At 58.8% G+C, this 23,170-nt stretch carries 22 protein-coding genes; 16 read left to right on the top strand and 6 right to left on the bottom strand.

Features of this window, described 5'->3' with window-relative positions; all coding sequences use genetic code 11:
* The first annotated feature begins 90 nt into the window (after positions 1-90).
* Positions 91-984 carry a tRNA pseudouridine(38-40) synthase TruA gene (truA, locus tag M8T91_RS05095; RefSeq protein WP_301417449.1) on the top strand — a complete coding sequence of 298 codons (894 nt, stop codon included), beginning with the start codon at positions 91-93 and terminating at the stop codon, positions 982-984.
* Positions 985-1,305: 321 nt separating this feature from the next.
* Here the strand turns inward: truA and M8T91_RS05100 are convergent, their stop codons facing one another.
* Both M8T91_RS05100 and M8T91_RS05105 read right to left on the bottom strand, forming a co-directional pair.
* The gene (locus M8T91_RS05100; protein ID WP_301417451.1) at positions 1,306-1,647 is read right to left on the bottom strand and encodes a hypothetical protein; all 342 of its coding nucleotides are present in this window, start codon (positions 1,645-1,647) and stop codon (positions 1,306-1,308) included.
* An 8-nt stretch (positions 1,648-1,655) separates the two neighbouring features.
* Positions 1,656-2,431 (bottom strand): IS5 family transposase gene (locus M8T91_RS05105; protein WP_301417453.1). Its coding sequence is split into 2 segments (ribosomal slippage): positions 1,656-2,116 and positions 2,116-2,431, totalling 777 coding nucleotides; the frame shifts between segments, so codons are not numbered across the junction.
* Between the two features lie 698 nt (positions 2,432-3,129).
* Here M8T91_RS05105 and M8T91_RS05110 point away from each other — a divergent pair.
* From M8T91_RS05110 to M8T91_RS05175, 14 genes are all read left to right on the top strand, one after another.
* Positions 3,130-3,741 carry a phosphoribosylanthranilate isomerase gene (locus M8T91_RS05110; RefSeq protein ID WP_301417455.1) on the top strand — a complete coding sequence of 204 codons (612 nt, stop codon included), beginning with the start codon at positions 3,130-3,132 and terminating at the stop codon, positions 3,739-3,741.
* Between the two features lie 181 nt (positions 3,742-3,922).
* Positions 3,923-5,140 (top strand): tryptophan synthase subunit beta, encoded by a 1,218-nt coding sequence (gene trpB / locus M8T91_RS05115; protein ID WP_301417457.1) that lies wholly within the window; start codon positions 3,923-3,925, stop codon positions 5,138-5,140.
* Between the two features lie 92 nt (positions 5,141-5,232).
* On the top strand, positions 5,233-6,042 hold the full coding sequence (gene trpA, locus M8T91_RS05120; protein ID WP_301417459.1) for a tryptophan synthase subunit alpha: 810 nt from the start codon (positions 5,233-5,235) through the stop codon (positions 6,040-6,042).
* A 160-nt stretch (positions 6,043-6,202) separates the two neighbouring features.
* Positions 6,203-7,057, top strand: a complete 855-nt coding sequence (accD, locus tag M8T91_RS05125) for an acetyl-CoA carboxylase, carboxyltransferase subunit beta (RefSeq protein WP_301417461.1) — start codon at positions 6,203-6,205, stop codon at positions 7,055-7,057.
* A gap of 82 nt (positions 7,058-7,139) precedes the next feature.
* On the top strand, positions 7,140-8,423 hold the full coding sequence (gene folC, locus M8T91_RS05130; RefSeq protein ID WP_301417463.1) for a bifunctional tetrahydrofolate synthase/dihydrofolate synthase: 1,284 nt from the start codon (positions 7,140-7,142) through the stop codon (positions 8,421-8,423).
* Positions 8,392-9,045: an SPOR domain-containing protein gene (locus tag M8T91_RS05135; RefSeq protein ID WP_301417465.1), complete on the top strand. Its 654-nt coding sequence runs from the start codon at positions 8,392-8,394 to the stop codon at positions 9,043-9,045. Before folC ends, M8T91_RS05135 begins: the two co-directional genes overlap by 32 nt.
* A 247-nt stretch (positions 9,046-9,292) precedes the next feature.
* A complete protein-coding gene (locus M8T91_RS05140; protein WP_301417469.1) occupies positions 9,293-9,787 on the top strand; it encodes a CvpA family protein in 495 nt (164 codons plus the stop codon).
* Positions 9,788-9,830: 43 nt separating this feature from the next.
* The gene (purF, locus tag M8T91_RS05145; protein ID WP_301417471.1) at positions 9,831-11,318 is read left to right on the top strand and encodes an amidophosphoribosyltransferase; all 1,488 of its coding nucleotides are present in this window, start codon (positions 9,831-9,833) and stop codon (positions 11,316-11,318) included.
* Between the two features lie 98 nt (positions 11,319-11,416).
* Entirely contained in the window at positions 11,417-12,598 is a 1,182-nt protein-coding gene (locus M8T91_RS05150; RefSeq protein WP_301417473.1) for an O-succinylhomoserine sulfhydrylase, read from the top strand.
* A gap of 176 nt (positions 12,599-12,774) precedes the next feature.
* Positions 12,775-13,686 carry an AAA family ATPase gene (locus M8T91_RS05155; protein WP_301419023.1) on the top strand — a complete coding sequence of 304 codons (912 nt, stop codon included), beginning with the start codon at positions 12,775-12,777 and terminating at the stop codon, positions 13,684-13,686.
* Positions 13,687-13,690: 4 nt separating this feature from the next.
* Positions 13,691-14,668, top strand: a complete 978-nt coding sequence (locus M8T91_RS05160) for a DUF58 domain-containing protein (RefSeq protein ID WP_301417475.1) — start codon at positions 13,691-13,693, stop codon at positions 14,666-14,668.
* On the top strand, positions 14,668-16,698 hold the full coding sequence (locus M8T91_RS05165; RefSeq protein ID WP_301417477.1) for a transglutaminase TgpA family protein: 2,031 nt from the start codon (positions 14,668-14,670) through the stop codon (positions 16,696-16,698). The genes M8T91_RS05160 and M8T91_RS05165 overlap by 1 nt, the downstream gene beginning before the upstream one ends.
* Before the next feature lie 3 nt (positions 16,699-16,701).
* Complete coding sequence (locus tag M8T91_RS05170; RefSeq protein ID WP_301417479.1) at positions 16,702-17,943, top strand: MFS transporter; 1,242 nt, start codon at positions 16,702-16,704, stop codon at positions 17,941-17,943.
* An 88-nt stretch (positions 17,944-18,031) separates the two neighbouring features.
* On the top strand, positions 18,032-18,331 hold the full coding sequence (locus M8T91_RS05175; RefSeq protein WP_301419025.1) for a DUF3175 domain-containing protein: 300 nt from the start codon (positions 18,032-18,034) through the stop codon (positions 18,329-18,331).
* A 29-nt stretch (positions 18,332-18,360) separates the two neighbouring features.
* On the opposite strand, the gene sppA is transcribed toward M8T91_RS05175, so the two are convergent.
* The 4 genes from sppA to arsC all read right to left on the bottom strand — a co-directional run bounded on the left by sppA (position 18,361) and on the right by arsC (position 21,641).
* A complete protein-coding gene (gene sppA / locus M8T91_RS05180) occupies positions 18,361-20,229 on the bottom strand; it encodes a signal peptide peptidase SppA (RefSeq protein WP_301417481.1) in 1,869 nt (622 codons plus the stop codon).
* A gap of 85 nt (positions 20,230-20,314) precedes the next feature.
* Positions 20,315-20,662, bottom strand: coding sequence for a DUF2069 domain-containing protein (locus tag M8T91_RS05185; protein WP_301417483.1), 348 nt, complete (start codon positions 20,660-20,662; stop codon positions 20,315-20,317).
* Positions 20,659-21,297 (bottom strand): NAD(P)H:quinone oxidoreductase, encoded by a 639-nt coding sequence (wrbA, locus tag M8T91_RS05190; RefSeq protein ID WP_301417485.1) that lies wholly within the window; start codon positions 21,295-21,297, stop codon positions 20,659-20,661. The genes M8T91_RS05185 and wrbA overlap by 4 nt, the downstream gene beginning before the upstream one ends.
* Positions 21,297-21,641, bottom strand: a complete 345-nt coding sequence (gene arsC, locus M8T91_RS05195; RefSeq protein WP_301417487.1) for an arsenate reductase (glutaredoxin) — start codon at positions 21,639-21,641, stop codon at positions 21,297-21,299. Before arsC ends, wrbA begins: the two co-directional genes overlap by 1 nt.
* Before the next feature lie 127 nt (positions 21,642-21,768).
* Here arsC and M8T91_RS05200 point away from each other — a divergent pair, with 127 nt between their 5' ends.
* Entirely contained in the window at positions 21,769-23,157 is a 1,389-nt protein-coding gene (locus M8T91_RS05200) for a YihY family inner membrane protein (RefSeq protein ID WP_301417489.1), read from the top strand.
* Positions 23,158-23,170 lie beyond the last annotated feature (13 nt).

A 23,170-nucleotide genomic window follows, 5' to 3' on the forward strand; every position in this document is an offset into this window, starting at 1 on the left:
GAGGTTTTTTTATTGTGCCTTATGGGGTGCGTTTACAGATGGCAACACATCCCCTGAAGCTTGTCGGTATTGAAGAGTAATTGAAGATATATGGGTCAGTCGATACAGCCTGAATACCGTTATAAGCCCAATGGCGAAGTGCCCCCCGGTGAGAAGCTGCCCCGGGGCCTGCATCGTATTGCCCTGGGCATTGAATATTGCGGTGCCCGGCTGCACGGTTTCCAGAAACAGAAATCTACCGTGGAAACCGTACAGGCCCATCTTGAGCGGGCCCTCTCCGTGATTGCCGCAGAGCCTGTAACCCTGGTCTGCGCCGGGCGCACCGATGCCGGTGTGCACGCCACACACCAGGTCATTCATTTTGACACCCGTGCCCGGCGCCCACAGCGGGCCTGGGTTCTGGGCGTGAATACCAAGTTGCCCGAAGCGGTACGGGTGCGCTGGGCCCAGGAGATGCCGGCACAGTTCCATGCCCGCTTTTCCGCCCTGGCGCGCAGTTACCGCTACCTGATCCACAGCGCGCCCACCCGCACTGCCCACAGTGCCGCAGAGGTCACCTGGACCCAACACCCCCTGGATCTCGCTGCCATGCGCGAGGGTGCAAGCCACCTGCTGGGCTGTCATGATTTCACCAGCTTCCGCGCCTCCCAGTGCCAGGCCAAAAGCCCCGTGCGAAAAATCACCCGTTTGGATATTGCCCGCGTCGGGTACCTGGTTGTGTTGGAGGTCAGCGCCAATGCTTTCCTGCACCATATGGTGCGCAATATCACCGGAGTGCTGATGTCGGTGGGACAAGGTGCAAATCCGCCGGAATGGGTGAAAATCGTGCTCGATCAACGTGATCGCTGTGCCGGCGGTGTTACCGCACCGCCGTTTGGCCTCTACCTGGTGGATGTGCAATACCCGCAAGCGTTTCAGCTGCCCCGGTGCGCGCCGGGACCGCTGCTGGTGCCTTTACCACTGGGGGAGTTATTACAAACTTAATTTTGGGGTGTGTCCTTGCAACGTCGGATACGCGAACTGGGTTGTATTCTGGGCGGATCAATCAACTGTTTCGCCTTCGCAAAATAGTACCGCCCCTTATCATTGTGCGGTGAATGGGTTTTTAGGTGTCTGCGCATGTATTTTCTCAAGCAGTGGCACAAATTCCGAATGTGTGTCCGCAATCTGATCAAGCTGGAGGTACAGTTACGCCGGGGTCATATCTCCCGGATTGCGTTCCAGGGAGCTGTACCGCGTGTGTGCCCGCAACTGCGCTGGTGTTGGTAGAGCGGGCCAGAAACCCGCCTTTACCCGATGATACATTTAGTGCTTATATTCGATGGAATGAACTTCACATACGGTGTTACTGGAGTTTGACCAGCGACTATTTTCATTGGCAGAGATATAGATTGGAGTCTTGGCCTGATAAGCCGCCAGCAGCATGCTCAGTTGCCCCTCAAAGCCCTGGCTATTTTTATTAACGAAATACCCGTAATTGCATGTAGCTCCATTTGTTGACAACGAAATAAATACATCCCCATTTCCAACACTAGAATACGATACCAATCTATCTACCGTGCCAGGACCTGACTTTTCGATTGCTTGCGCACCCAAACTATTTAACAAAACACTCAATAAAAGTAATACTGTTGATTTTCTTTTCATTTTTTTCTCTAGGGCCTGTTCACACTAATTAAAGTATCGACAATAAGCGCAAAGTGAATAAAAAACGTGAAAACGACATCCAGTTTGTCAAAACGAGAGAAAATTCTTCTGAAGCCCTTCAGGCGTCGAAACAGCCTCTCCACTTCATTTCGTTTTTTGTACGCCTCTACGTCGTATTTCCAGGTGCTCAATCGGTTACTCTTCGGTGGCACGACAGGTTCCATGCCCAGATCGAATACCAACTGCCGGGTTTCATTACCCTCGTAGGCCTTGTCCATGATCACTTTGGCACCATCCCAACCGCGGTTCTCAAGGCCTTTCAGCAGCTTTCGGCCCTCCGGAGCGTCTCCAGCCTGCCCCGGTGACAGAGAAAATACTACGGCGCGGTTGTGGCCGGCTGCAACCATATGAATCTTGGTGGTCCATCCTGCTCGTGATTTGCTGATAGATTGAGGACCGTTTTTTTTAACGCGCCAGCGCCATCTGGATGAACTTTAACAGCCGTAGAATCAAGAGAGATATGATCGACCTGGATATTGATCACATTATTTTCCTGGAGGGCCAGAAAGACCCTATCCAGTACACCTTGCTTGGCCCAACGATTCGCTCGCATGTAGACGCTGTGCCAACGGCCGAATTTCTTCGGCAGACCTCGCCATTTGCAACCATGCTCGGCTATGTAAAGAATGGCGTTCAGTACCTGTAAGTTGGATATTTTCACGTTGCCGCGCTGAAGGGGCAGAAAATCTTCGATAATTTTGTATTGTTGCGCTGTAAGTTCCATGAAGGGATTATACAGGATTTAGTGTGAACAGGCCCTAGTTCATTGAAATTTAGTTGCCTGACTTTGGGACGGACTTGGAACTGCGAAGCAGCGGAAAGGGCTTGCCAGAGCCGAAGGGGCGACAACAGCCGTTTGTTAACAGTTTACGTAGAGCAGTAACCAACAATCTTTATTACTTAGTCCTTAAAAATAGTTTCGGGTCCCAGCCCCTTTCCTTCAGGGCTTACCCTATCCTCGCCGGGTGGTGTTCGCCCACCTGCGAGAGGGGGGAGTGACCACCGTAGACAGCCAAGGACTACCCCGCGCAAGCGGCTGCATTTTCCCTAGACTGGCGAATTTGGCAGAAAATCGCAAAGTGTTTCTATTGGCGTGTTTCGGGTAAGGTATTTTTTGTATAAAAGTGGTCTACAAGGCAGTGGTCCAACCGATGCAGCTCACAGGCTATCGTGAATCAATATCATTGGCCCTGCGCAACTGGGGGTTGATATGCTCCCGCGCTGGAATGTCAAATCCCCATGTTCCGATTGTCATGAGCCGTGGGGGTCTATGATCAGCAAAGGGTGAGACGTGGGGTACTGGAGATGGGGAGGGCAGAGTGAAAGCGTGTATCCAAGACCCCGTTTCAGGCCCTGTACCAATCTGCTAGTATCCCGAATCCCCCATTTCTGTTGGCCGCCCGGATGGCTTCAGGTTAAACGATGCAAGTAAAGATTTGCGGCATAACCCGTGTTGAGGATGCCCTTGGGGCTGTTGATGCCGGTGCGGATGCGCTGGGTCTGGTGTTCTACAAGGCGAGCCCGCGCTATATTGGCTTTCAGACTGCTGCTGCTATTGCCGCTGCGGTGCCTCCCTTTGTTATCCTCACCGGCCTGTTTGTGGATGCTGCCCAGAGCGAGGTGGACCAGGCACTGGAGTGTGTACCGCTTAACCTCTTGCAGTTCCATGGCGAGGAAGGCGCGCGCTATTGTGAGCAGTTTCGACGACCCTATATCAAGGCCCTGCGTATGAGAGAGGGTCTGGATGTATCCGCAGCAATGGCACAGCACCCCAGGGCACGGGGCTTCCTGTTGGACGCCTATTGCCCAAGCGTTCCCGGAGGCACCGGAGCGACCTTTGACTGGGACAGGGTGCCGCAAAACAGCGGCTGCCCGATTGTCCTCGCCGGTGGCCTGAAGGCGGAGAATGTCGCTGCGGCAATCGCTGCTGCCCGCCCCCAGGGGGTGGATGTCAGTGGTGGGGTAGAGCAGTCGCCGGGCCTTAAAGACCCGCGCAAAGTCAGTGCCTTTATCCGTGCGGCGAAGGGCCACTAGGCCGGTAAACCAGGGCGCGATAAGTGGCACTGGGCAGTGCGCCCGGCAGCAGCCGGCGCGGGGCTGAAAAGACCAGCAGATCCACGCCTCTGCGCCAGTCTTTACAGGTGACATTCAGGGTTCAGGGCGAACCCTTTGCAGGTGGGTAATAAAAAACCCCAGAGATCGACGGAGTAGTAATGTGAGTAAGCCAGATACTATTGATTTCTCCACTTTTCCGGATGCCAGTGGGCATTTCGGCCCCTATGGCGGCCGCTTTGTTTCGGAGACGCTGGTCAGCGCACTGGATGAGTTGCAGGCGATGTACAGTCGCCTGAAAGAGGATCCGGAATTTATCGCCGCCTTTGACCGCGATCTGGCCCACTATGTGGGGCGGCCATCGCCACTGTATCTTGCCGAACGCTTGTCAGAACAGGCCGGTGGCGCGCGGATCTGGCTTAAACGCGAAGATCTCAACCACACCGGTGCGCACAAGATAAACAATACGGTTGGTCAGGCCCTGCTGGCCAAGCACAGCGGCAAGACCCGGGTCATTGCCGAGACCGGGGCTGGCCAGCACGGTGTGGCGTCGGCTACGGTCGCCGCACGCCTTGGGCTGCAGTGCACCGTGTATATGGGCTCGGAAGACGTAAAGCGCCAGTCACCCAATGTATACCGTATGAAATTGCTTGGTGCCGAAGTGGTGCCGGTGGAATCCGGTTCCAAAACCCTCAAGGACGCCATGAATGAGGCCATGCGCGACTGGGTCACCAATGTGGATAATACTTTTTATATCATCGGCACCGCAGCAGGCCCCCATCCGTACCCGCAGTTGGTGCGGGATTTCAACGCCATTATCGGCCGTGAGGCGCGCAGCCAGAGTCTGGTGCAGTTTGGCCGCTTGCCCGATGCCCTGGTGGCCTGCGTTGGCGGCGGGTCTAATGCCATCGGTCTGTTTCACCCTTTCCTGAATGCGGCCGAAGTGCAGATGTATGGCGTCGAGGCCGGTGGCGAGGGGCTGGCTTCCGGTCGGCACGCGGCCCCCCTGAATGACGGTATTCCCGGAGTGCTGCACGGTAACCGCACTTACCTGATGGAGGATGAGGACGGCCAGATTATCGAGACCCATTCGGTATCTGCGGGGCTCGACTACCCGGGGGTGGGTCCAGAACACGCCTGGCTGAAGGATATCGGGCGGGTCCACTATGTCACCGCTGATGATACAGAGGCGCTCGACGCTTTCCGGCGCCTCACCCGTACCGAGGGCATACTGCCGGCGCTGGAGTCCAGCCATGCGGTGGCTTACGCGCTGAAACTGGCGGCTACTATGGCACCGAAGCAAAATATCGTTGTGAACCTCTCCGGTCGCGGCGACAAGGATATTTTCACCGTTGCCGCAATCGACGGGATTGAGGTTTAACCATTCCAAAACCACTTTACAGTGTCGGTTTGGGGTGCGCAAAATCGATTGAATGCCCTGGTATCAGGCCGGGAGTAGCTCAGGGAGTACATGTGACAGAACAAAACAGAATTGATCGCCGCTTTGCTGCGCTGGGCAGGGAGGGCCGCAAGGCCCTGGTAACTTACCTCGTTGCCGGGGATGGCGGGCTCGGGAATACAGTTCCCCTGATGCACCAGTTGGTGGCGAGTGGCGCGGATGTGATTGAGTTGGGGGTGCCTTTTTCCGACCCCATGGCGGAGGGGCCAGTGATCCAGAAAGGCCATGAGCGGGCCCTGGCCAATGGCGCCTCGCTACGCAAGTGCCTGGCACTGGTGCAGGAATTTCGCCAGAGGGATGATGTGACTCCGGTGATCCTGATGGGCTACGCCAACCCCATCCAGCGCATGGGTGAGTGCGCCTTTGCTGATGCCGCCTGTGAGGCCGGAGTTGACGGCGCGCTCACCGTGGATTTGCCGGCGGAGGAAGCGGGGCCACTCAATGCGCTGTTGGCGGAGCGCGGTCTGCGCACTATTTTCCTGCTGACGCCCACCACCAGTGATGCGCGTATCCGGGAGATTTCCGCGCTGGCCAGTGGTTTTGTTTACTATGTATCCCTGAAAGGGGTTACCGGAGCCGGCCACCTGGACCTGGACTCTGTACGTGATAAGTTAGCCCATATTCGCCGTTTTACCGGCCTGCCCCTGTGCGTGGGCTTTGGTATCAAGGATGGTGCATCGGCACAGGCTGTCAGCGCCCACGGAGAGGGTGCGGTCGTGGGCAGCGTATTGGTGTCGGCGATTGGTGGGGCACCGGACGCGACAGCCGCGAGGGAGCGGGTTGGGGCGATTGTCGGCGAAATGCGCCAGGCCCTGGACCGGTAAGCGCGGTCCTGTGTTCAGGCTCAGGACTGGCCAAAAAGCCAAAAACAGCGGCTGATGTGGCCGGGTTTGGTGTTCGACTTAGTGTTTTAATTCGCAGCCTGAAACTCACCGGTCGGTACAATGCACCGGCCTACTGGAAGCATCCGGATTTGGAAACGAGATGAGCTGGTTAGAGAAGATTGTTCCCGCAGTCATTCGTACCGAGCGCCGCACCGGCGGCAGCAAGGTGCCCGAGGGTGTGTGGAGAAAGTGTGTCAAGTGTGCTGCGATGCTTTATCGCCCGGAGCTGGAGCGCAATCTGGATGTTTGCCCCAAGTGTAATCACCATATGCGCATTGGTGCCCGACGCCGGCTGGATATCTTTCTCGACGAGGCGGGACGGGAGGAACTGGCCAGCGATGTGCTACCCGTGGATCGCCTGAAGTTCAAGGATGTGAAGAAATACAAGGACCGCCTGGTGCAAGCGCAAAAATCCACCGGGGAAAAGGACGCGCTGGTGGCCATGCTGGGTACCCTGGAGGGGGCACCACTGGTTGCAGTGGCGTTTGAGTTCGCTTTTCACGGCGGTTCCATGGGCTATGTGGTGGGAGAGCGATTTACCCGTGCGGCCCAGCGTGCCCTGGAGGAGCGGATACCGCTGGTGTGCTTTTCTGCGACCGGCGGCGCGCGGATGCAAGAGGCGTTGATCTCATTGATGCAGATGGCAAAGACCTCCGCGGTGCTTGAAAAGCTGAAGATGGCGGGGGTGCCCTATATCTCCATTATGACCGATCCGGTCTACGGCGGTGTCTCCGCATCCCTGGCGCTGCTGGGGGATATCAACGCAGCTGAGCCCGGTGCCCGCGCCGGTTTTGCCGGGCCCAATATCATTGAGCAGACTATTCGCCAGAAGCTGCCCAAAGGGTTCCAACGCAGTGAGTTTTTGCTGGAGCACGGCGCGATCGATCTGATCATTCCGCGCAGGGAGATGCGGTCAACGGTATCGCGCCTGCTGGGAAAGCTGAGCGGCCATTGATGCCCGGTTATGTCGTGGCCAGGCGGCCGCTGTGCCGATCGTTTTTACAACTGCGCTGGCCCCCCTTGTGACTTGCCCAACGATGCTCTCATTACAAGACTGGCTCTCCCGCCTGGAACGCTTGCATCCCACTGAAATCGAGCTGGGTCTGGAGCGCGTCTCCCGTGTGGCCAGGGCTTTGGGCGTACAGAAGCCCGCACCCACGGTGATTACGGTTGCCGGAACCAATGGCAAGGGAACCTGTGTGGCTGTGATGGAAGCCCTTCTGTGCAGCGCCGGTCGATCTGTCGGCGCTTACAGCTCCCCGCATCTGTTGCGCTTTAATGAACGGGTGCGCATCAATGGCAGAGCGGTGCCTGATAAAGACCTGGTCAGGGCCTTCGAAGTGGTGGAGGCCGCCCGTGGCGAGACCAGCCTGACCTACTTTGAGTTCACCACCCTGGCGGCCCTGTGGCTTTACCAGCGTGCCGGCATCGAGTTCGCACTGCTGGAAGTGGGCCTCGGGGGGCGCCTGGACGCGGTCAATCTGGTGGATACGGATCTGGCCATTATCACCAGTGTGGCCATGGATCACGAGGACTGGCTGGGCAGCGATCGGGAAATGATTGGGAGCGAAAAGGCCGGAATTTTGCGACCGGGTATCCCCTTTGTCTGTGCGGACAGGGCACCGCCGCGATCCGTTGTGTCCGCAGCGGAAAATCTCGCTGGTTTCAGCTACTTTATTGATCGGGATTTCACTGTAGCGGCTGGCAGTGGCGGGGGCCTCTATCGGTTTGGCGCGCTGACGCTGACAATCCCGCCCATCAACTTGTCCTATGCCAGCACTGCTGCTGCAATCACTGCCCTGGCACTGCTCAATGCATTGCCACAACAGGGCATCGGGGTCGTATTGTCCCGTATAGCACTGCCGGGACGCTGTCAGCAGGTGCAGTGGCGTGAACGCACCTTGTTGCTGGATGTTGGCCACAACCCCGCCGCTGCGGCTCACCTGGCGCGCTGGCTGGAATCCCACCGGGTGACGGGGGAGACCCATGCCCTGGTGGCAGCCATGGCGGATAAGAACCTGGGTGGTCTGTTTGCCCCACTGGCACTCCTGGTAGACCGATGGCACCCGGCATTGTTGCCGGACAATATCCGAGCTGCGGGGGCAGGGGCTCTCTGTTCTGGTCTGCGAGCGGCGGGTATTGAGGTAACGAAAGTGGATAGCCGCTGTCCAACGGTTGCCACTGGGTTGCAACAGCTGTTGCTGACTATAGGGCCGCAGGACAGGTTGCTTGTATTTGGATCCTTCTTTACTGTGGCGGAAGTTCTGCAGCAGATACGAGACGAGGGTAATGGAGAATTGCGAGGACAAGTCCTCCCCTAGGGGACGGCTGAATGACGGTTTCAAGCAGCGTATTGTCGGTGCGCTGGTGCTTGTTGCTCTCGCTGTGATCTTCCTGCCGAGCCTTTTGCATCGCGAAGCCGCGAAAGGCTATATCAGTGAAGTGAGCCAGATTCCCTCAGAACCGGATATTCACCCCATCGAGATTGCCAAGCCGGAGCCTGTGGTGGATGTGGCCCCGGCGCCCGCGCCTGAGGCGGCCTTCCAGCCGGCTGTGCCCGAGCAGTTTTCCAATCCGCCGGCGCTGGCTGAACAGAACACCGGTTCTCCGCCTGCCGACAAACAGGCCCAGGACAGCCCTGCACCCAACACCAATACCTCCACTGTTCCCAGCAAGGGCGCCTCGCCTCTGGCGGATGCCCAGGGCCTGCCAATGGCCTGGGTTGTACAGGTGGCCTCTTATCGGGAGGCCACTCGGGCGGAGCAACTGCGTATACGCTTGATGGATAAAGGTTTCCGGGCCTACACTCGCACTGTGCAGACCGACAAGGGGCGTCTGGTGCGGGTCTTTGTCGGGCCCAAGATCAATAAGGCGGATGCCCAGGCCCTGAAACGCAAACTGGATACTTTGCTGCAGACGCAAACCCTGATCCTGCGTTTTTAAGGTTCTGTACATATATGATCGCGGTACCCCCTCTGCCTGGGCATCAGCAGGGTGTGAGGGCACCGGTTTGCGGTTGTGTGTTTGCATTTTTATTCGGTAAAAACTCATGGCTGTATGGCGAATCGCCCAAGGAGCTTTGTTCCTGGGGGATTAAATTCCAGTGGGTTGGCCTACAGCTTCACGCGCTTGGTCCCATAAGTTAGAATGCGCGCTCTTTGCGGCAACAGCCGCCACGCAGGTGGGTTGAATGAATTGGGCTGACTGGATCATTCTGGCAATTGTGGGTATCTCCACGCTCATCGGGCTCGGTCGGGGTTTTGTGCGTGAAACCCTGTCACTACTCACCTGGGTCGCCGCTTTTATTGTCGCCATGCTGTTTCGAGACCAGTTGGCGCCACTGCTTTCCAATCTCGTCGATACCCCTTCCCTGCAGGTGATTACCGCTTTTGCCATCCTGTTTTTCGGCACACTATTAGTTGGTGCCGGTCTGAATACGATGCTCTCCGCTTTTGTCGAGGCCACCGGTTTATCCGGCACCGACCGGGTGCTGGGGGTGCTGTTTGGCCTGGTGCGTGGCGGTATTGTAGTGATGGCCCTATTGATACTGGCGCCGGCGCTGGTACCGGTGGAACAGGACAGTTGGTGGGGGGATTCGGTGTTGATTGCCCATTTCCTTGAGTTCGAGGGCAGTACGCGGGCGCTGGCCAAGTCCGTCATGGACTTCTTCGTAACGTTGTTTTAATCGGCTGCTAGCGCCGCTTTCTCGATCAAGTAAGGTCAAAACTATGTGTGGTATTATCGGTGTCGTCGGTAAGAGTGACGTCAATCTGCAGCTCTATGATGGCCTCACCCTATTGCAACACCGGGGGCAGGATGCCGCCGGCATCGTGACCTGTGACGATGACCGCTTGAACCAGCAGAAAGCCAATGGTCTGGTGCGCGATGTATTCCGCGCGCGCCATATGGAGCGTTTGAAGGGTAATTTCGGCATCGGTCATGTGCGCTATCCCACGGCGGGCAGTTCCGGTCCCGCACTGGCGCAGCCGTTCTATGTGAACTCCCCCTACGGCATTGCCATGGCTCACAATGGCAATCTGACCAATATGCGAGAAGTGGTGGACGAGATCTTCCAGCAGGACCTGCGCCATATCAATACTGATTCCGATTCCGAAGTCCTGCTGAATGTCTTTGCCCACGAGCTGCACAAACTGCACAAGCTGCAGCCCAAAGCGGATGATATTTTCACTGCCATGCGCGGCGTGCATAAGCGCGTGCGCGGTGCCTATGCCTGTGTGGCCCTGATTGTGGGTTACGGCATCGTCGCCTTCCGCGACCCCAACGGCATCCGCCCGCTGGTGTATGGGAAACGTGAAACGGAAAAGGGTACCGAGTATATGGTGGCTTCCGAATCCGTGGCCCTGGATGTGCTCGGTTACACCCTGGTGCGGGACGTGGCGCCCGGTGAGGCGATTTATATCGAGCTGGACGGCACAGTGCACTCCGAGCAGTGTGCCGGGGACCCGTATCTGACTCCCTGTATTTTTGAACATGTGTACTTCGCGCGCCCGGACTCCATTATGGACGGTGTGTCTGTACACAAGGCGCGCCTGCGCCAGGGCGAGCACCTGGCAGACAAAATTCTGCGCCTGTGCCCGGACCACGATGTCGACGTGGTGATCCCCATCCCCGATTCCGCCCGCACTGCCGGCCAGACAGTGGCCCACCGCCTGGGTGTGAAGTTCCGTGAAGGTATGGTGAAAAACCGCTATATCGGCCGTACCTTTATCATGCCCGGACAGAGGCAGCGCAAAAAATCCGTGCGCCAGAAGCTCAATGCGATCGAACTGGAATTCCGCGGCAAGAATGTCCTGCTGGTGGATGACTCCATTGTGCGTGGCACCACCTGCAAGCAAATTATACAAATGGCCCGCGATGCCGGTGCCGCGAAGGTGTATTTCGCCAGCGCCGCCCCCGCGGTGAAATACCCCAATGTATACGGTATCGATATGCCATCCGCCAATGAACTGGTGGCCCACGGCCGCACCACCGAGGAGATTTGTGCGGAGATCGGTGCCGACTGGCTGATCTATCAGGATCTGGAGGATCTGGTACTCAGCTCCAGCAGCGGTAACCAGAAAATCGACCGTTTCGATTGCTCCGTGTTCGACGGCAACTACATTACCCGCGATGTGGACGATCAGTACCTCGACGACCTGCACACGGCGCGCAACGACGAGGCCAAGCGCAAAAAGGTTGATACCAGTGCCCTGTAGGTGACCTCCAGCGCGCTCTTCACAGCAGAAGAGGGCGCCATAGAGCACCATTTCGGGTAAGATGACCGCTTCGGTAAATACTGACCGGGAAGCGGTATATGCTTGAAGACGACAGTTACGCTCTAGAAACCCTGGCGGTGCGCGCCGGGCAGGTCCGCTCGCCGGAGGGGGAGCACTCAGAGGCGCTCTATCTCACCTCCAGCTTCGTTTTTCCCTCCGCCGCGGAAGCCGCCAGGCGTTTTTCCGGCGAGAGTGCCGGAAACGTCTACTCCCGCTATACCAACCCCACCGTGCGCATGTTTGAAGCGCGCATCGCCGCTTTAGAGGGTGGCGAGGCCGCGGTGGCGACGGCCAGTGGCATGGCCGCCATTCTCAGTATTTGCATGGCCCTGCTGCAAAGCGGCGACAGCGTGGTCTGCTCCCGCAGTGTGTTCGGCACCACCACAGCGCTGTTCGGGCGCTATATGGAAAAATTCGGTGTGGGTGTGCGCTATGTGGATCTCACCGATATGGAGGCGTGGGAGCAGGCGGTGGATGCCTCCACCAGGCTGCTGTTTATGGAAACCCCCTCCAACCCGCTTTGCGAGGTGGCGGATATCCGCGTCCTGGCGGAAGTGGCCCACAGTGCCGGTGCACTGCTGGTGGTGGATAATTGTTTCTGCACCCCGGCCCTACAGCGCCCACTGGCGCTCGGTGCCGATCTCGTGGTGCACTCCGCCACGAAGTTCCTCGATGGCCAGGGACGCGCCCTGGGCGGTGTCGCCGTGGGCAGGGAGGTAATCATAGACGAGTTGGTGGTTTTCCTGCGCACCGCCGGACCCAGTATGAGTCCGTTTAACGCCTGGGTGTTCCTCAAGGGGCTGGAGACGTTGAGCCTGCGGATGCAGGCCCACTGTACCAACGCGTTGGATCTGGCCTGGTGGCTGGACGAGCAGGAGGTGGTGCAGCGGGTCAATTATACCGGCCTGCCCAAACATCCCCAGCACCGACTTGCCCGAGAGCAGCAGACCGCTTTTGGCGCGGTATTGAGTTTTACCGTGCGCGGTGGTCGCGAGCAGGCCTGGACAGTGATCGACAGCTGCAGAATCCTGTCCTGCACTGCCAACCTGGGTGATGCCAAGAGCACCATCGTGCACCCGGCCACCACCACCCACGGGCGCCTCAGTGAAGAAGATAAAAACCGTGCCGGCATCACGGAGAACCTGATCCGCATCTCCGTAGGGCTCGAGCATGTAGAGGATCTCAAGCGCGACCTGATGCGGGGGTTGTCCCGGCTGTAAGTGTCGCGATTTACCGCTAGCACGGTGGGGGCGGGGCCCCTGCGCCTATGATGAATAGTGGGGCGACATCAACCGGCGCCGGACGGGCGATTGGGTGGCCGTCCCTGCTGGTGATGGGGGAGCCGACACGGGGCCGCAAAACGGCCAGAGCAATATTGAGCAGTATTGGATTTGCCGTGCAAAAAATAGTTTCCGCTATCGTTTCCGATGTTGGCCGTGTTCTGTTGGGCAAAGAGCGCCAGGTGCAGTTGGCGCTAGCCTGCCTGCTGTCCAGGGGCCACCTGCTGATTGAGGACCTGCCCGGCATGGGCAAGACCACCCTGGCGCACGCGCTGGCGCAGGTGCTGGGCCTCTCCTACAAGCGGGTGCAATTCACCAGTGATATGCTGCCGGCGGATATCCTCGGCGTGTCGATTTTTGATCGGCAATCGGGCCAGTTCCATTTTCATGAAGGTCCGGTGTTCAGCCAGGTGCTGCTGGCCGACGAGATCAACCGCTCATCGCCGAAAACCCAGAGCGCCCTGTTGGAGGCCATGGAGGAACGCCAGGTTAGCGCGGATGGTGAGACGCGGTTGCTGCCGCAGCCGTTTTTTGTCATCGCCACCCAGAACCCACTGCAGCAGTCGGGTACCTTCCCCCTGCCGGAATCCCAACTGGACCGCTTCCTGATGCGGATCAGCCTCGGCTATCCTACTCGTGAAGCAGAGCGGGCTCTGTTCCTGGGTACTGACCCCCGCCGGCAACTGGCCGAAATAAAACCGCGCATCGATATCAGCACCCTGAAGAAAATGCAGCATCTGGTGGGTCAGGTGAAAACCTCTGAAAGCCTGCTGGATTACCTGGAGCGGCTGGTGCTGTACACACGCCGTAGTCCCGACTGCACCGTGGGTCTGTCGCCGCGGGGTGCCCTGGCGCTATTGAGTGCGGCGAAAGCCTGGGCCCTGATCCACAACCGCGGCCATGTGTTGCCGGAGGATATACAGGCGGTTCTACCCTCCGTAGCCGGACACCGCCTGCAGAGCGACAGCGGCAATGGCGACCATCTGGTGGAGCGCCTGATGCGCCAAGTGGATATTATCGCGGCCTGAGCAGATGAGTGTGACCCGCAACACCGCAGGTAACCCTTTCCGCGCGCTGGCTGAGCGCTGGCTCAACCGGCGTGCGCCCCGCGCCCGCGCTATCGTCCTCAATCACCGCCGCCTGTTTATCCTCCCCACCCGTGCGGGGCTCGGCTTCCTGCTGATGATCGCACTGTTGTGGCTGTTGGCCACCAACTACGAAAACAATCTGGTATTTGCCCTGACCTTTTTACTGGCCAGTGTTTTTGTGGTTTTACCGGTACATACCTTCGCCAACCTAGTGGATTTGCATTTGCAACTGCTGAGCACCCGCCCGGCTTTTGTGGGAGATTTTGCCGAGGCGGACATCAATGTCCGCCGTGAAGGCAGGCGTAAACGGGAGCGGATACAGCTGGGTTGGCCTCCGGAAGGGGGGAGGTATGTGGACCTGTATGACCAAGCCGGCACAAATGTCTGCATTACTGCGCCCGTGGTGGCGCGGGGGCGGGTGCAGGCTCCGCGCCTGCGTATAGAGAGCCGCTTTCCCCTGGGCCTGTTTTGCTGCTGGAGTTGGCTCGACCTGGATGTGGAGTTTCTGGTGTACCCGCGGCCGGTATCTGCCGGTCCACTCCCTGTGGGTGTTGCGCAGAGCGAGGGCGAGAGTGGCGAAGTGCACCGCGGGCACGATGACCTCAACACCCTCAAGCCGTATCAGCCCGGCGATTCACTGCGCCACCTGGCCTGGAAACAATACGCTGCCGGGCGGGACCTCTACAGCAAGGAGTACGAGAGCCGCACTGACGGGCGTCTGTGGCTGGACTGGGAGTTGCTCAACGGACGGGATGTGGAGACCCGCCTGAGCAACCTGTGCCATTGGGCACTGCAGGCGGAGAGACAGCAGCTTGCCTACGGCCTGCGCCTGCCCGGTACCCGTATTGCGCCTGCCCTGGGGCCGAAACATCAGCAACAGGTACTTCAAGCCCTGGCCCTGTTCCCGAAGTGGGGGAGCTGATGGAGAGCGCCAGGGAATGGTTACCCCGCGAGAGCCTGGTGTGGATTTTTGCCGCGCAGTTTGTCGCCCTGCTGCCCCAGTTCACCCAGCTGCCCCTGTGGATTCCCTTTGCCTGGGCTTTTGCGGTTTACTGGCGCCTGGAGGTTTTCCGTGGGCGTCGCGACCTGCCTGGGCGTACCCTGAAACTGCTGGTGATTTTGCTGACCACAGCAGGACTGTCACTGTCCTACCGACGCTGGTTTGCACTGGAACCCATGGTGGCGCTGCTGGCACTGTCCCTCACCCTGAAAAATCTGGAGCTGGTGAGCCGCCGCGACGCCTTTGTCAGTCTGCTGCTGGCCTATTTCGTGGCGGCGACACTGTTTGTACGGGAGCAGACCATTCCCTATGCCCTTTACGGCCTGCTCTGTGTGGTAGTGATTACAGCCGCATTAGCCGCACAGTCGGGCGGCTTCAGTGCGCGCCCGCGCCGGGCCCTGGGTCTCTCAACCCGCCTGCTGGCCCAGGCTGCGCCGCTGATGTTGCTGCTGTTTGTGGCGATGCCGCGCCTGGGGCCACTCTGGTCTGTGCCCCAGGACACTGCCGCGGGACGTACCGGGGTGAGCGATTCCATGGCGCCGGGGGACTTTACCCGCCTGTCCAAATCCGACAAACCGGTGTTGCGCATCGCTTTCGACGGCCCCATACCGCCGCCGGAACAACGCTACTGGCGCGGCCTGGTCTACTCCGAATTTGATGGACGCACCTGGCGCCAGGGTTTTGCTGTCGACCCTCGCAACGGGGGGCGAGTGTATTGGAAAAGTGGCGAGCGGCCCCTGCCACAAGTGGGTCCGCGCTATCGCTACCAGGTGATCCAGGAGCCAAGCCGTGTCCCGTGGCTGTTCGCGCTGGCACGCCCGGCTTCCGACAGTGCCGGGGTAGGGGCCACCACCGATGATCGCCTGGTCAAGCGCACGCCGGTTTTTAGCCGTTTCGCCTATGACGTGCGCTCCTGGCCCAGGGATTCCCAGGGTCCGCCGGTGCCGCTCAGCAGCGCCGAGCGACGTCGCAATCTGCAGCTGCCGCCGTCCGGCAATGCGCGCACTCGCGCGTGGGTGGTGCGCCTGCGCCGGCAGGGCCTGGGTGCCAGTGATATTTCCGCACAGTTGCTCGCGCGCTTTAACCGGGAGTTCACTTACACACTGAGTCCTCCGGCCCTGGGTAGCGACAGTGTGGACGCGTTCCTGTTCGACAGTCGTCAGGGCTTCTGTGAGCATTTTGCCGGCAGCTATGTTTTTGCCATGCGCGCTGCGGGCGTACCCGCGCGGGTGGTGGCCGGTTACCAGGGCGGGGAATGGGTGAGCGGCGAGGAGTACCTGCTGGTACGGGAATACGATGCCCACGCCTGGGCGGAGGTCTGGCACCAAGGGCGCGGTTGGCTGCGGGTAGATCCGACAGCGGCGGTAGCACCGGAACGGGTGCGCGATGGCCTGGAGAGTGCGGCAGGGGCGGAGTTTATGCAGGATGCCCTGCTGCCTTGGCACCGTGTGGATATTGTGATGAAACTGCGCCTGCAGTGGGACAGGATCAACTACCGTTGGTACCAGACTGTTGTAAGTTTTGATGGGGACAGGCAGCGGGATTATCTGCAACGCCTGTTGGGCGAAATTTCCCCGCTGCGCATGGCGCTGTTACTCGCCGTGCCGACCGCAGTGGTACTGCTGGGCCTACTGCTATGGATTTGGCGCGGTGGCCAGGGGGGCAAGCTGTCCCCGGCAGAACGCCTCTATGATAAATTCTGCCGGCGTATGGCGCGCGCAGGACTGGTGCGTGGCACAGGCGAGACACCGCGGGACTATGCGCGGCGTATCGGCGAGGCCAGACCGCAGCTGGCAGCTCTGGCCCAAGGTGTCACCGACGCTTTCGAGGGCGCGGCTTACGGTGAAGATCAGGCCGCGCTGAGCACTTTGCGCCGGCTGTTGCGATGGCGCCTTATGTTGCCTGGATCGATCCAGCGTGCGCGGGATGGACAGGCGCTGACAGAGCAATAACCCTTGGACAACCTCTCTCTCAAGATACCGCTCAGGCTGCAGCGATTCCTGCTGGGCTACAGTGGTACTTCCCTGGCCACCGGTCTGCAGGTGATTCTGTTGCCCTGGATCGCCCTCACGGTGGTGAATCTGCCGGCGTTACAATTGGGTTGGGTACAGGCATCGGTGTTGCTGCCGAATCTGCTCCTGCTGCTGTTTGGGGGTGCCGTGGCGGACCGGCGCGATCCCGCCGTGGTGTCGGCGCTGGCCTGCTTCGGCCTGTCCCTGTGCCACACAGCGCTGCTGCTGTGCTTCACCCTGTCTGTTATCAGTTTGCCGGTGCTGCTGGCCTATGGCATTTGTCTGGGAATCTGCAGTGCTTTTTTACAGCCGTCGCGGGACAATCTGGTACAGCGCAGTGCCCACAATCCAAAAGGGCGGTCCTCGGAGCGGTGTGTGCAGACAACGGTTACCTGGATGATGCTGGCACAGTACGGAGGTCAGGCTGCCGGCATGCTGCTGGCCAGTCGTTTTGATCAGTGGGGGCTGGAGTTCCTTTTGGGGGTGCAGATTGCAGCGTTGCTGCTCTCTGCAGTTTTCCTTCTCTCACTGCGGGAGCGCGATGTCAGTGTGGATGTGGTGGAACAACGCCCGCATGCACTGATTCTCGACGGTCTTTCGCAGACCTGGCGGCGTCCGGTACTCCGCGAACTCACAGCATTGATGGCGTTTAACGGGTTTGTGCACATCGGCGTATTCCTGGTAGTGCTGCCACTGCTGGCTGAGGGCTACGGTCGCGGCGCCAGTTACTATGCAACGCTACAGCTGGCCTTTGTGGCCGGTACGGTCACCGCCACAGTGACCATGTTACGCCGTGGCCAGGGTCCGGAGCCGGGGCGGGGTATCCTGATGTGCCTGCTTTACAGCGCGGCTCTGTTGGTTGCCATTAGCTTCGGGCCCACGCCTCTGGGCCTGATCTTGCTGTGCCTGTGCTGGGGTGCTGTTGCAGCGGCCTCTGCGGGGTTGGGGCGCGGTATCGTCCAGTTACTGGCACCGGCGGATTACCGCAGTCGGATCATATCCATTTACCAGTTAGCCCTGTTTGGTTCTGCAGCGCTCGGTGCTCTGGCGGCGGGTGTGTTGAGCGAATACGCAGCGCCTCTAACCACCCTGCTGTGGGCTGGTATCCTGAGTTTTGTGGCGTTTGTGCTGGCGGCGGTAAGCGGGGCACTGCGCCGAATAAAAGTGCCCGATAGTACAGCGTGAGGCCTGCCGCCAGAGAGCATGGGCAACTGCCAAGCGCACACCCTACCATTAGCAGTGAAGCCCGGTTTGCCGGAGGTTTTCGTTGAGTGTGGTGAAAAGTAAAAGTACCAGTAGCAATTGGTCTGAGCGGGTGACACGCAGCAGCCATGCCCTGGATTTGCGCGAAGGACTGTTCAACCTGGATGACCCAAGAGCCATTGCGCGGGCATTGAAAAGGGCGGCTGAGACCCGTGGGCAGCGCAAATCCGATCCCTACCGTTCCGCCATGGCGATGCTGACGTTCTATATCAATCGTGCAGGCAAGCGCTTGCCTGCACGCAGGCGTCGGGTACTGGAAGCGGCCAAGGCCGAATTGCGCGGGCTTTATGGGCGTGAGCGCCGGCATTGAGCCGACGCACAGGGGGTAGCTTACGGGACTCAGGGCGCCTGGCAGGGCAGGCAGTGCAGATAAAGGGCGCGGGGGTCGCGGTAGCTTTGCAGTTCGGCAATTGGCGCCAATACAGGCTGTACGCTGTTCAACCAAGCCCCTAAAGGCAGATTGGCTTCAAGGCGTGCGGCGAGCTGTGCGTCCACATTGTCACTCAGGGCACGCAGAAACTTTTCGCCTGGGGTCATTTCTCGCTGAATCTCTAGGATATCGTATTCTTCAACGCCAGCAAGTTGTGCCGCGTCGGCGACGGCATCACTGAGATTGCCCAGGTCATCCACCAGCCCCAGCTTCTTTGCGGCGCGTCCGGTCCACACCTGTCCCTGGGCAATTTTGTGTACTTCTTTCGGGGTGCTGCCACGGGCTTCGGCGACAATGCGCAGAAAGCGTGCGTAGGTGTTGTCGACCCCCTGTTGCAGTATGCTGGCGGCCGCTTCCGAGAGGGGGCGGTCCAGGCGCATGCTTCCGGCCAGGTCCGTGGTGCCCACGCCATCGGTGTAAATACCGATGGATTCAAGGGAGTCCTCAAAGGTTGGGAAGGCGCCGAATACGCCGATTGAACCTGTGATGGTGGCGGGGGAAGCCCAGATGCGGTCGCCAGCGGTGGCGATCCAGTATCCACCAGATGCAGCCACGCTGCCCATGGAAATCACCACTGGAATATCCGCTTCGCGGGTGGCTAGTAGTTCCTGCCGAATTTCCTCCGAGGCGAAGGCGGAACCGCCACCGCTATCGATACGCAGTACCAGGGCATCCACTTTCTTCTCGCGCGCCTGGGCAATCAGCTTGCCCAGACTCTTGCTGCCAATTCTGCCGGCGGGGGCCTGGCCATCGACAATGGTGCCACTGGCGGTGATTAGACCGACTTTGCTGGATTGCTGGAGTTTCCTGGCGGTGTCGGCGAGGGTGCGGCTGCGCAGGTAATTGAGGGCATCGATGGATTTGTACCTACGTGTGTTCTTTTCATCCTCGCCGATGGCTTTTTTCAGTGCTTCCATGGCCTCGTTGCGGCTGGCGAGTTGATCCACCAATTTATTGGCCAGTGCCGCCTCGGCCCAGCTGCCCCCGTGCTGCGACAGCTTCTGAGGCAGCTCATCGATAAACAAATCGATACTTTCGGCGGGCAGGTTGCGCAGACCGGTCACCTGCTCGGTGTATTCACCCCAGAGTTCGCGCAACCAGCGCTGGTTGTTCTCGCGAGAGGCGGGGGACATGTTGTCGCGGGTGTAGGGCTCGATAAAGTCCTTGTAATCCCCCACACGGAACACATGGAAATTCACCTTCAGCTTGTCCAGCGCGGTTTTTACATAATTGCGGTAGACCCCAAAACCGGTGAGTATCACCGAGCCCATGGGGTTTAGATAGACCTTGTCGGCGTGGCTGGCGAGAAAATACTGGGCCTGGGTATAGTTGTCCCCCACCGCGTAAATGGGCTTGCCGGCGGCTTTAAAGCGCTGCAGGGAGGCGCCAATTTCGTCCAGTTTGCTGAGGCTGCCCCCCACCATCTGATCCATTTCCAGTACCAGTGAGGAGATGCGCTTGTCCTTGGCGGCATGGTCGATTGCATCGACCAGATCTTTGACGCGAACCTCCATAGGGCTGTTTGAGCCTCCCAGGAAGATTGGCAGCGTGGCGGGTTGGGAGAGTTCATCCACAAGAAAGCCGCTGGGCGCCACGCGCAGAGCGGCGCCCTGGGGGACAGCCAGTTGGTCATCTTTACTGAAGATGGCGATACCGAGAAACAAGAGCACCAACAGGAACAGCAGGTTGGTGAACACACGTCTCAACCAAGTAATGGAAGCGCCAATAGCACTGAAAAAACTGCGCACAAGGCCTTTTTGGGGGGGTGAATCAGTCAAACCTCAAAACTCCTTAGCGCGTTGGGGGTTCAGTCGTTTTCGCGCATCTTTCTTTTGAATCATAGGTAGGGTGTCTGCCAAGGGGCTACTGCAGGCGATGCCAGCGACTGCTCATCATTGCAGAAAAGAATAGAATAAGGCTTAAGACCAGCATGGCGCCATCCTGCCAGCCGCGTGTAGGCATCATTACGTCGACAATACCGGTGGTGATGTACAAAAGCAGGATGAAACAGAGCCACAGATAGCTGCGGTAGCGTTGTTGCATCAAGCCGGGCAACACCAGCAGTAGCGGTAGGGTCTGTATGCACCACAGCGGGATGGAACCGCCCTCCAAAAACAGGTTCCACACCGCAAACAGCACCAGCAGGCCGATATAACAGAACCAGTTGATGGTCAGTGCCATTTTCAGCTTGTACTGCACGGCTTGGTTCACTGAGAGCCCCCAATCCCGCCACTGGTTGGTGTTTGTCGCAAAGTCCCGGCCAGCCTGCCGATGCGGGCACCGAGTGCCCGGCACAGGGTAATTTCATCCTCACTCAGTGTGCTGGTACCGTTTCTGGCCCAGTGCGAGGCACCGTAGGGAGTGCCGCCTGTGTGGGTGCGATTCAGCCCCGCCTCGGAATAGGGGATACCGGCGATCAGCATGCCGTGGTGTAACAATGGCAGCATCATGGAGATAAGCGTGGTCTCCTGCCCGCCGTGCAGGCTGTTGCTTGAGGTAAATACTGCAGCGGGCTTGCCAGTCAGGCTGCCCTCCAGCCAGAGATCGCTGGTTTGATCGAGGAAATAGCGCATCGGAGAGGCCATGTTGCCAAAGCGGGTGGGGCTGCCCATGAGCAGGCCGGCGCAGTGGCGCAGATCCTCGAATGTACAGTAGGGGGCGCCCTCACTGGGTACCGGCGCCAAGCTGGCCTCGGTGTCAGGAGATACACTGGGCACTGTGCGCAGGCGTGCGGTCATGCCCGATGACTCCACACCGCGGGCAAGCTCTGCACCCATACGCTCAGTGGCGCCGGTGCGGCTGTAATAGAGCACCAGAACATAGGCAGCCGGTAAACCCGCATCCATTACATCAGCTCCAGTACCGCTTCCGGTGGGCGTCCGATGGCAGCTTTTTCGCCCTTAACAACAATCGGGCGCTGGATCAGAATGGGATTCTGCACCATTGCATTGATCAGCTGTGCTTCACTCAGTGTTTTGTCCTGCAGGTTCAACTGCCTGTAAAGTGGCTCTCCGTGACGCATTAAGTCACGTGCGCCGGTGCCGAGCTTGGCAATTATCTCCTTGAGGGTCTGTGCCGACGGTGGTGTTTCCAGGTAGAGGACCACTTCCGGCTCCAGTCTTTGTTCCTGTAATAGCTGCAGGGTCTGGCGGGATTTTGAACAACGAGGGTTGTGGTAAATCGTCCACATCTTGGCGATATCCTGTTAATGTTTGGCGTATTCTAACCGAATAACCTTGCGGAGTTCTAAGCTTGGGCAAGTACTGCCCTGTTGTGCAAGCGTTCGCACAGCGCAAGATATCAAAACGGGAACCACCATGCGGAACTGGGTGAATCACTGGCGGCGCTTTGCGGTGTCACTGTGGACACTGTTCAACGAGAAGGGCTGCCAGCGGAGCGCGGCGGCCCTCACCTATATCACCCTGTTCGGGATAGTACCGCTGGTGACTGTGAGCTATGCGATGTTGTCGTTGTTTCCGGACTTTGCTGGCCTTCAGAGCAAGTTGCAGGAGCAGATTTTTTCCCACTTTGTGCCCCAGAGCGGGCGTGAGGTGCAGGAATATATCAGCAGCTTTTCCACCCAGGCCCAGCGCCTCACCGGTGTGGGCATCGCCATGCTGATTATTACTTCCGGACTGATGCTGCGCAGTATCGAAGGAACTTTCAATTCCATCTGGGACGTATCCCGTGGACGCAGTGGGGTCTCCAGTTTCTTGCTCTATTGGGCGATACTCAGCCTGGGGCCGATTCTGTTGGGCGCGGGGTTGGCCACCAGTACCTATCTGTTGTCCCAGAAACTGTTTCTGGGCGGAGAGGATGGTTTGGGTTTGATGGCGGTTGCGTTGAGGCTGCTGCCTTTTATTTTTACCAGTGCCATCTTTACCCTGCTTTTTACCGCGGTACCCAACTGTTACGTGCCCCTGCGCCACGGGATTGAAGGTGGTGTTATTACCTCAATCGCCTTTGAGGTGATGAAATACCTGTTTGGGGTCATTGTTGCGCGCAGTTCGGTGCAGGCGATTTATGGGGCCTTTGCTTTTGTGCCGCTGTTTCTGCTGTGGATTTATCTGATGTGGATGCTGGTGCTGGCGGGATGCGTGCTTGTGCGCACCCTTTCAATGTATCAGTCGGCGACTCAGGGGCGCCGGCATACGGACCTGGTGGCAACCCTGATTGTACTTTGGCAGCTGTATACCGGCGGCCGGCATGGGCAGCCTTTGCGCGAGCGGGATATTGCTCTGGTGGGTATCAAGTTTGGCCAGTGGCGGCGCCTGAGCAAGGTACTGCAGGATCACGGGGTTCTCACCCGGACCGACAGGAATGATTATGTCCTGATGCGCGACCTGAACACTGTTCCACTGATGGAATTGACCGCCTGGCTCAGTCCCCAGTGGATACCCGGTGACATTCCGGAGGACCTGCCGGGGTTGCGATGGTACAGCGAGGTGGAGCGGCGCCTTTCCAAGACGCGAGATTTTGCCAGCGAACAACTCAGGGTTACTATTGGAGCGCTGTTCAAGGCTGCCTGTGATTGCGAAGATGCAGCGCAGCACGGTGCTGCGCCTGTGGGCGAGGCTGAAACCAATAGTGGTGAAGCAGCCCGGTATGAGGGGGGAAACGATGTGTCTGACAACGATAAAAGAAAAGCTGAAAAGCACCCTGGGGGCCGTCTTTCTGTGCTCGGTCGGCGCAATAAGCGCCTGTGATACAGACAGGGTT

The organism is Microbulbifer sp. MI-G (genome assembly GCF_030440425.1).
Taxonomy (GTDB): domain Bacteria; phylum Pseudomonadota; class Gammaproteobacteria; order Pseudomonadales; family Cellvibrionaceae; genus Microbulbifer; species Microbulbifer spongiae.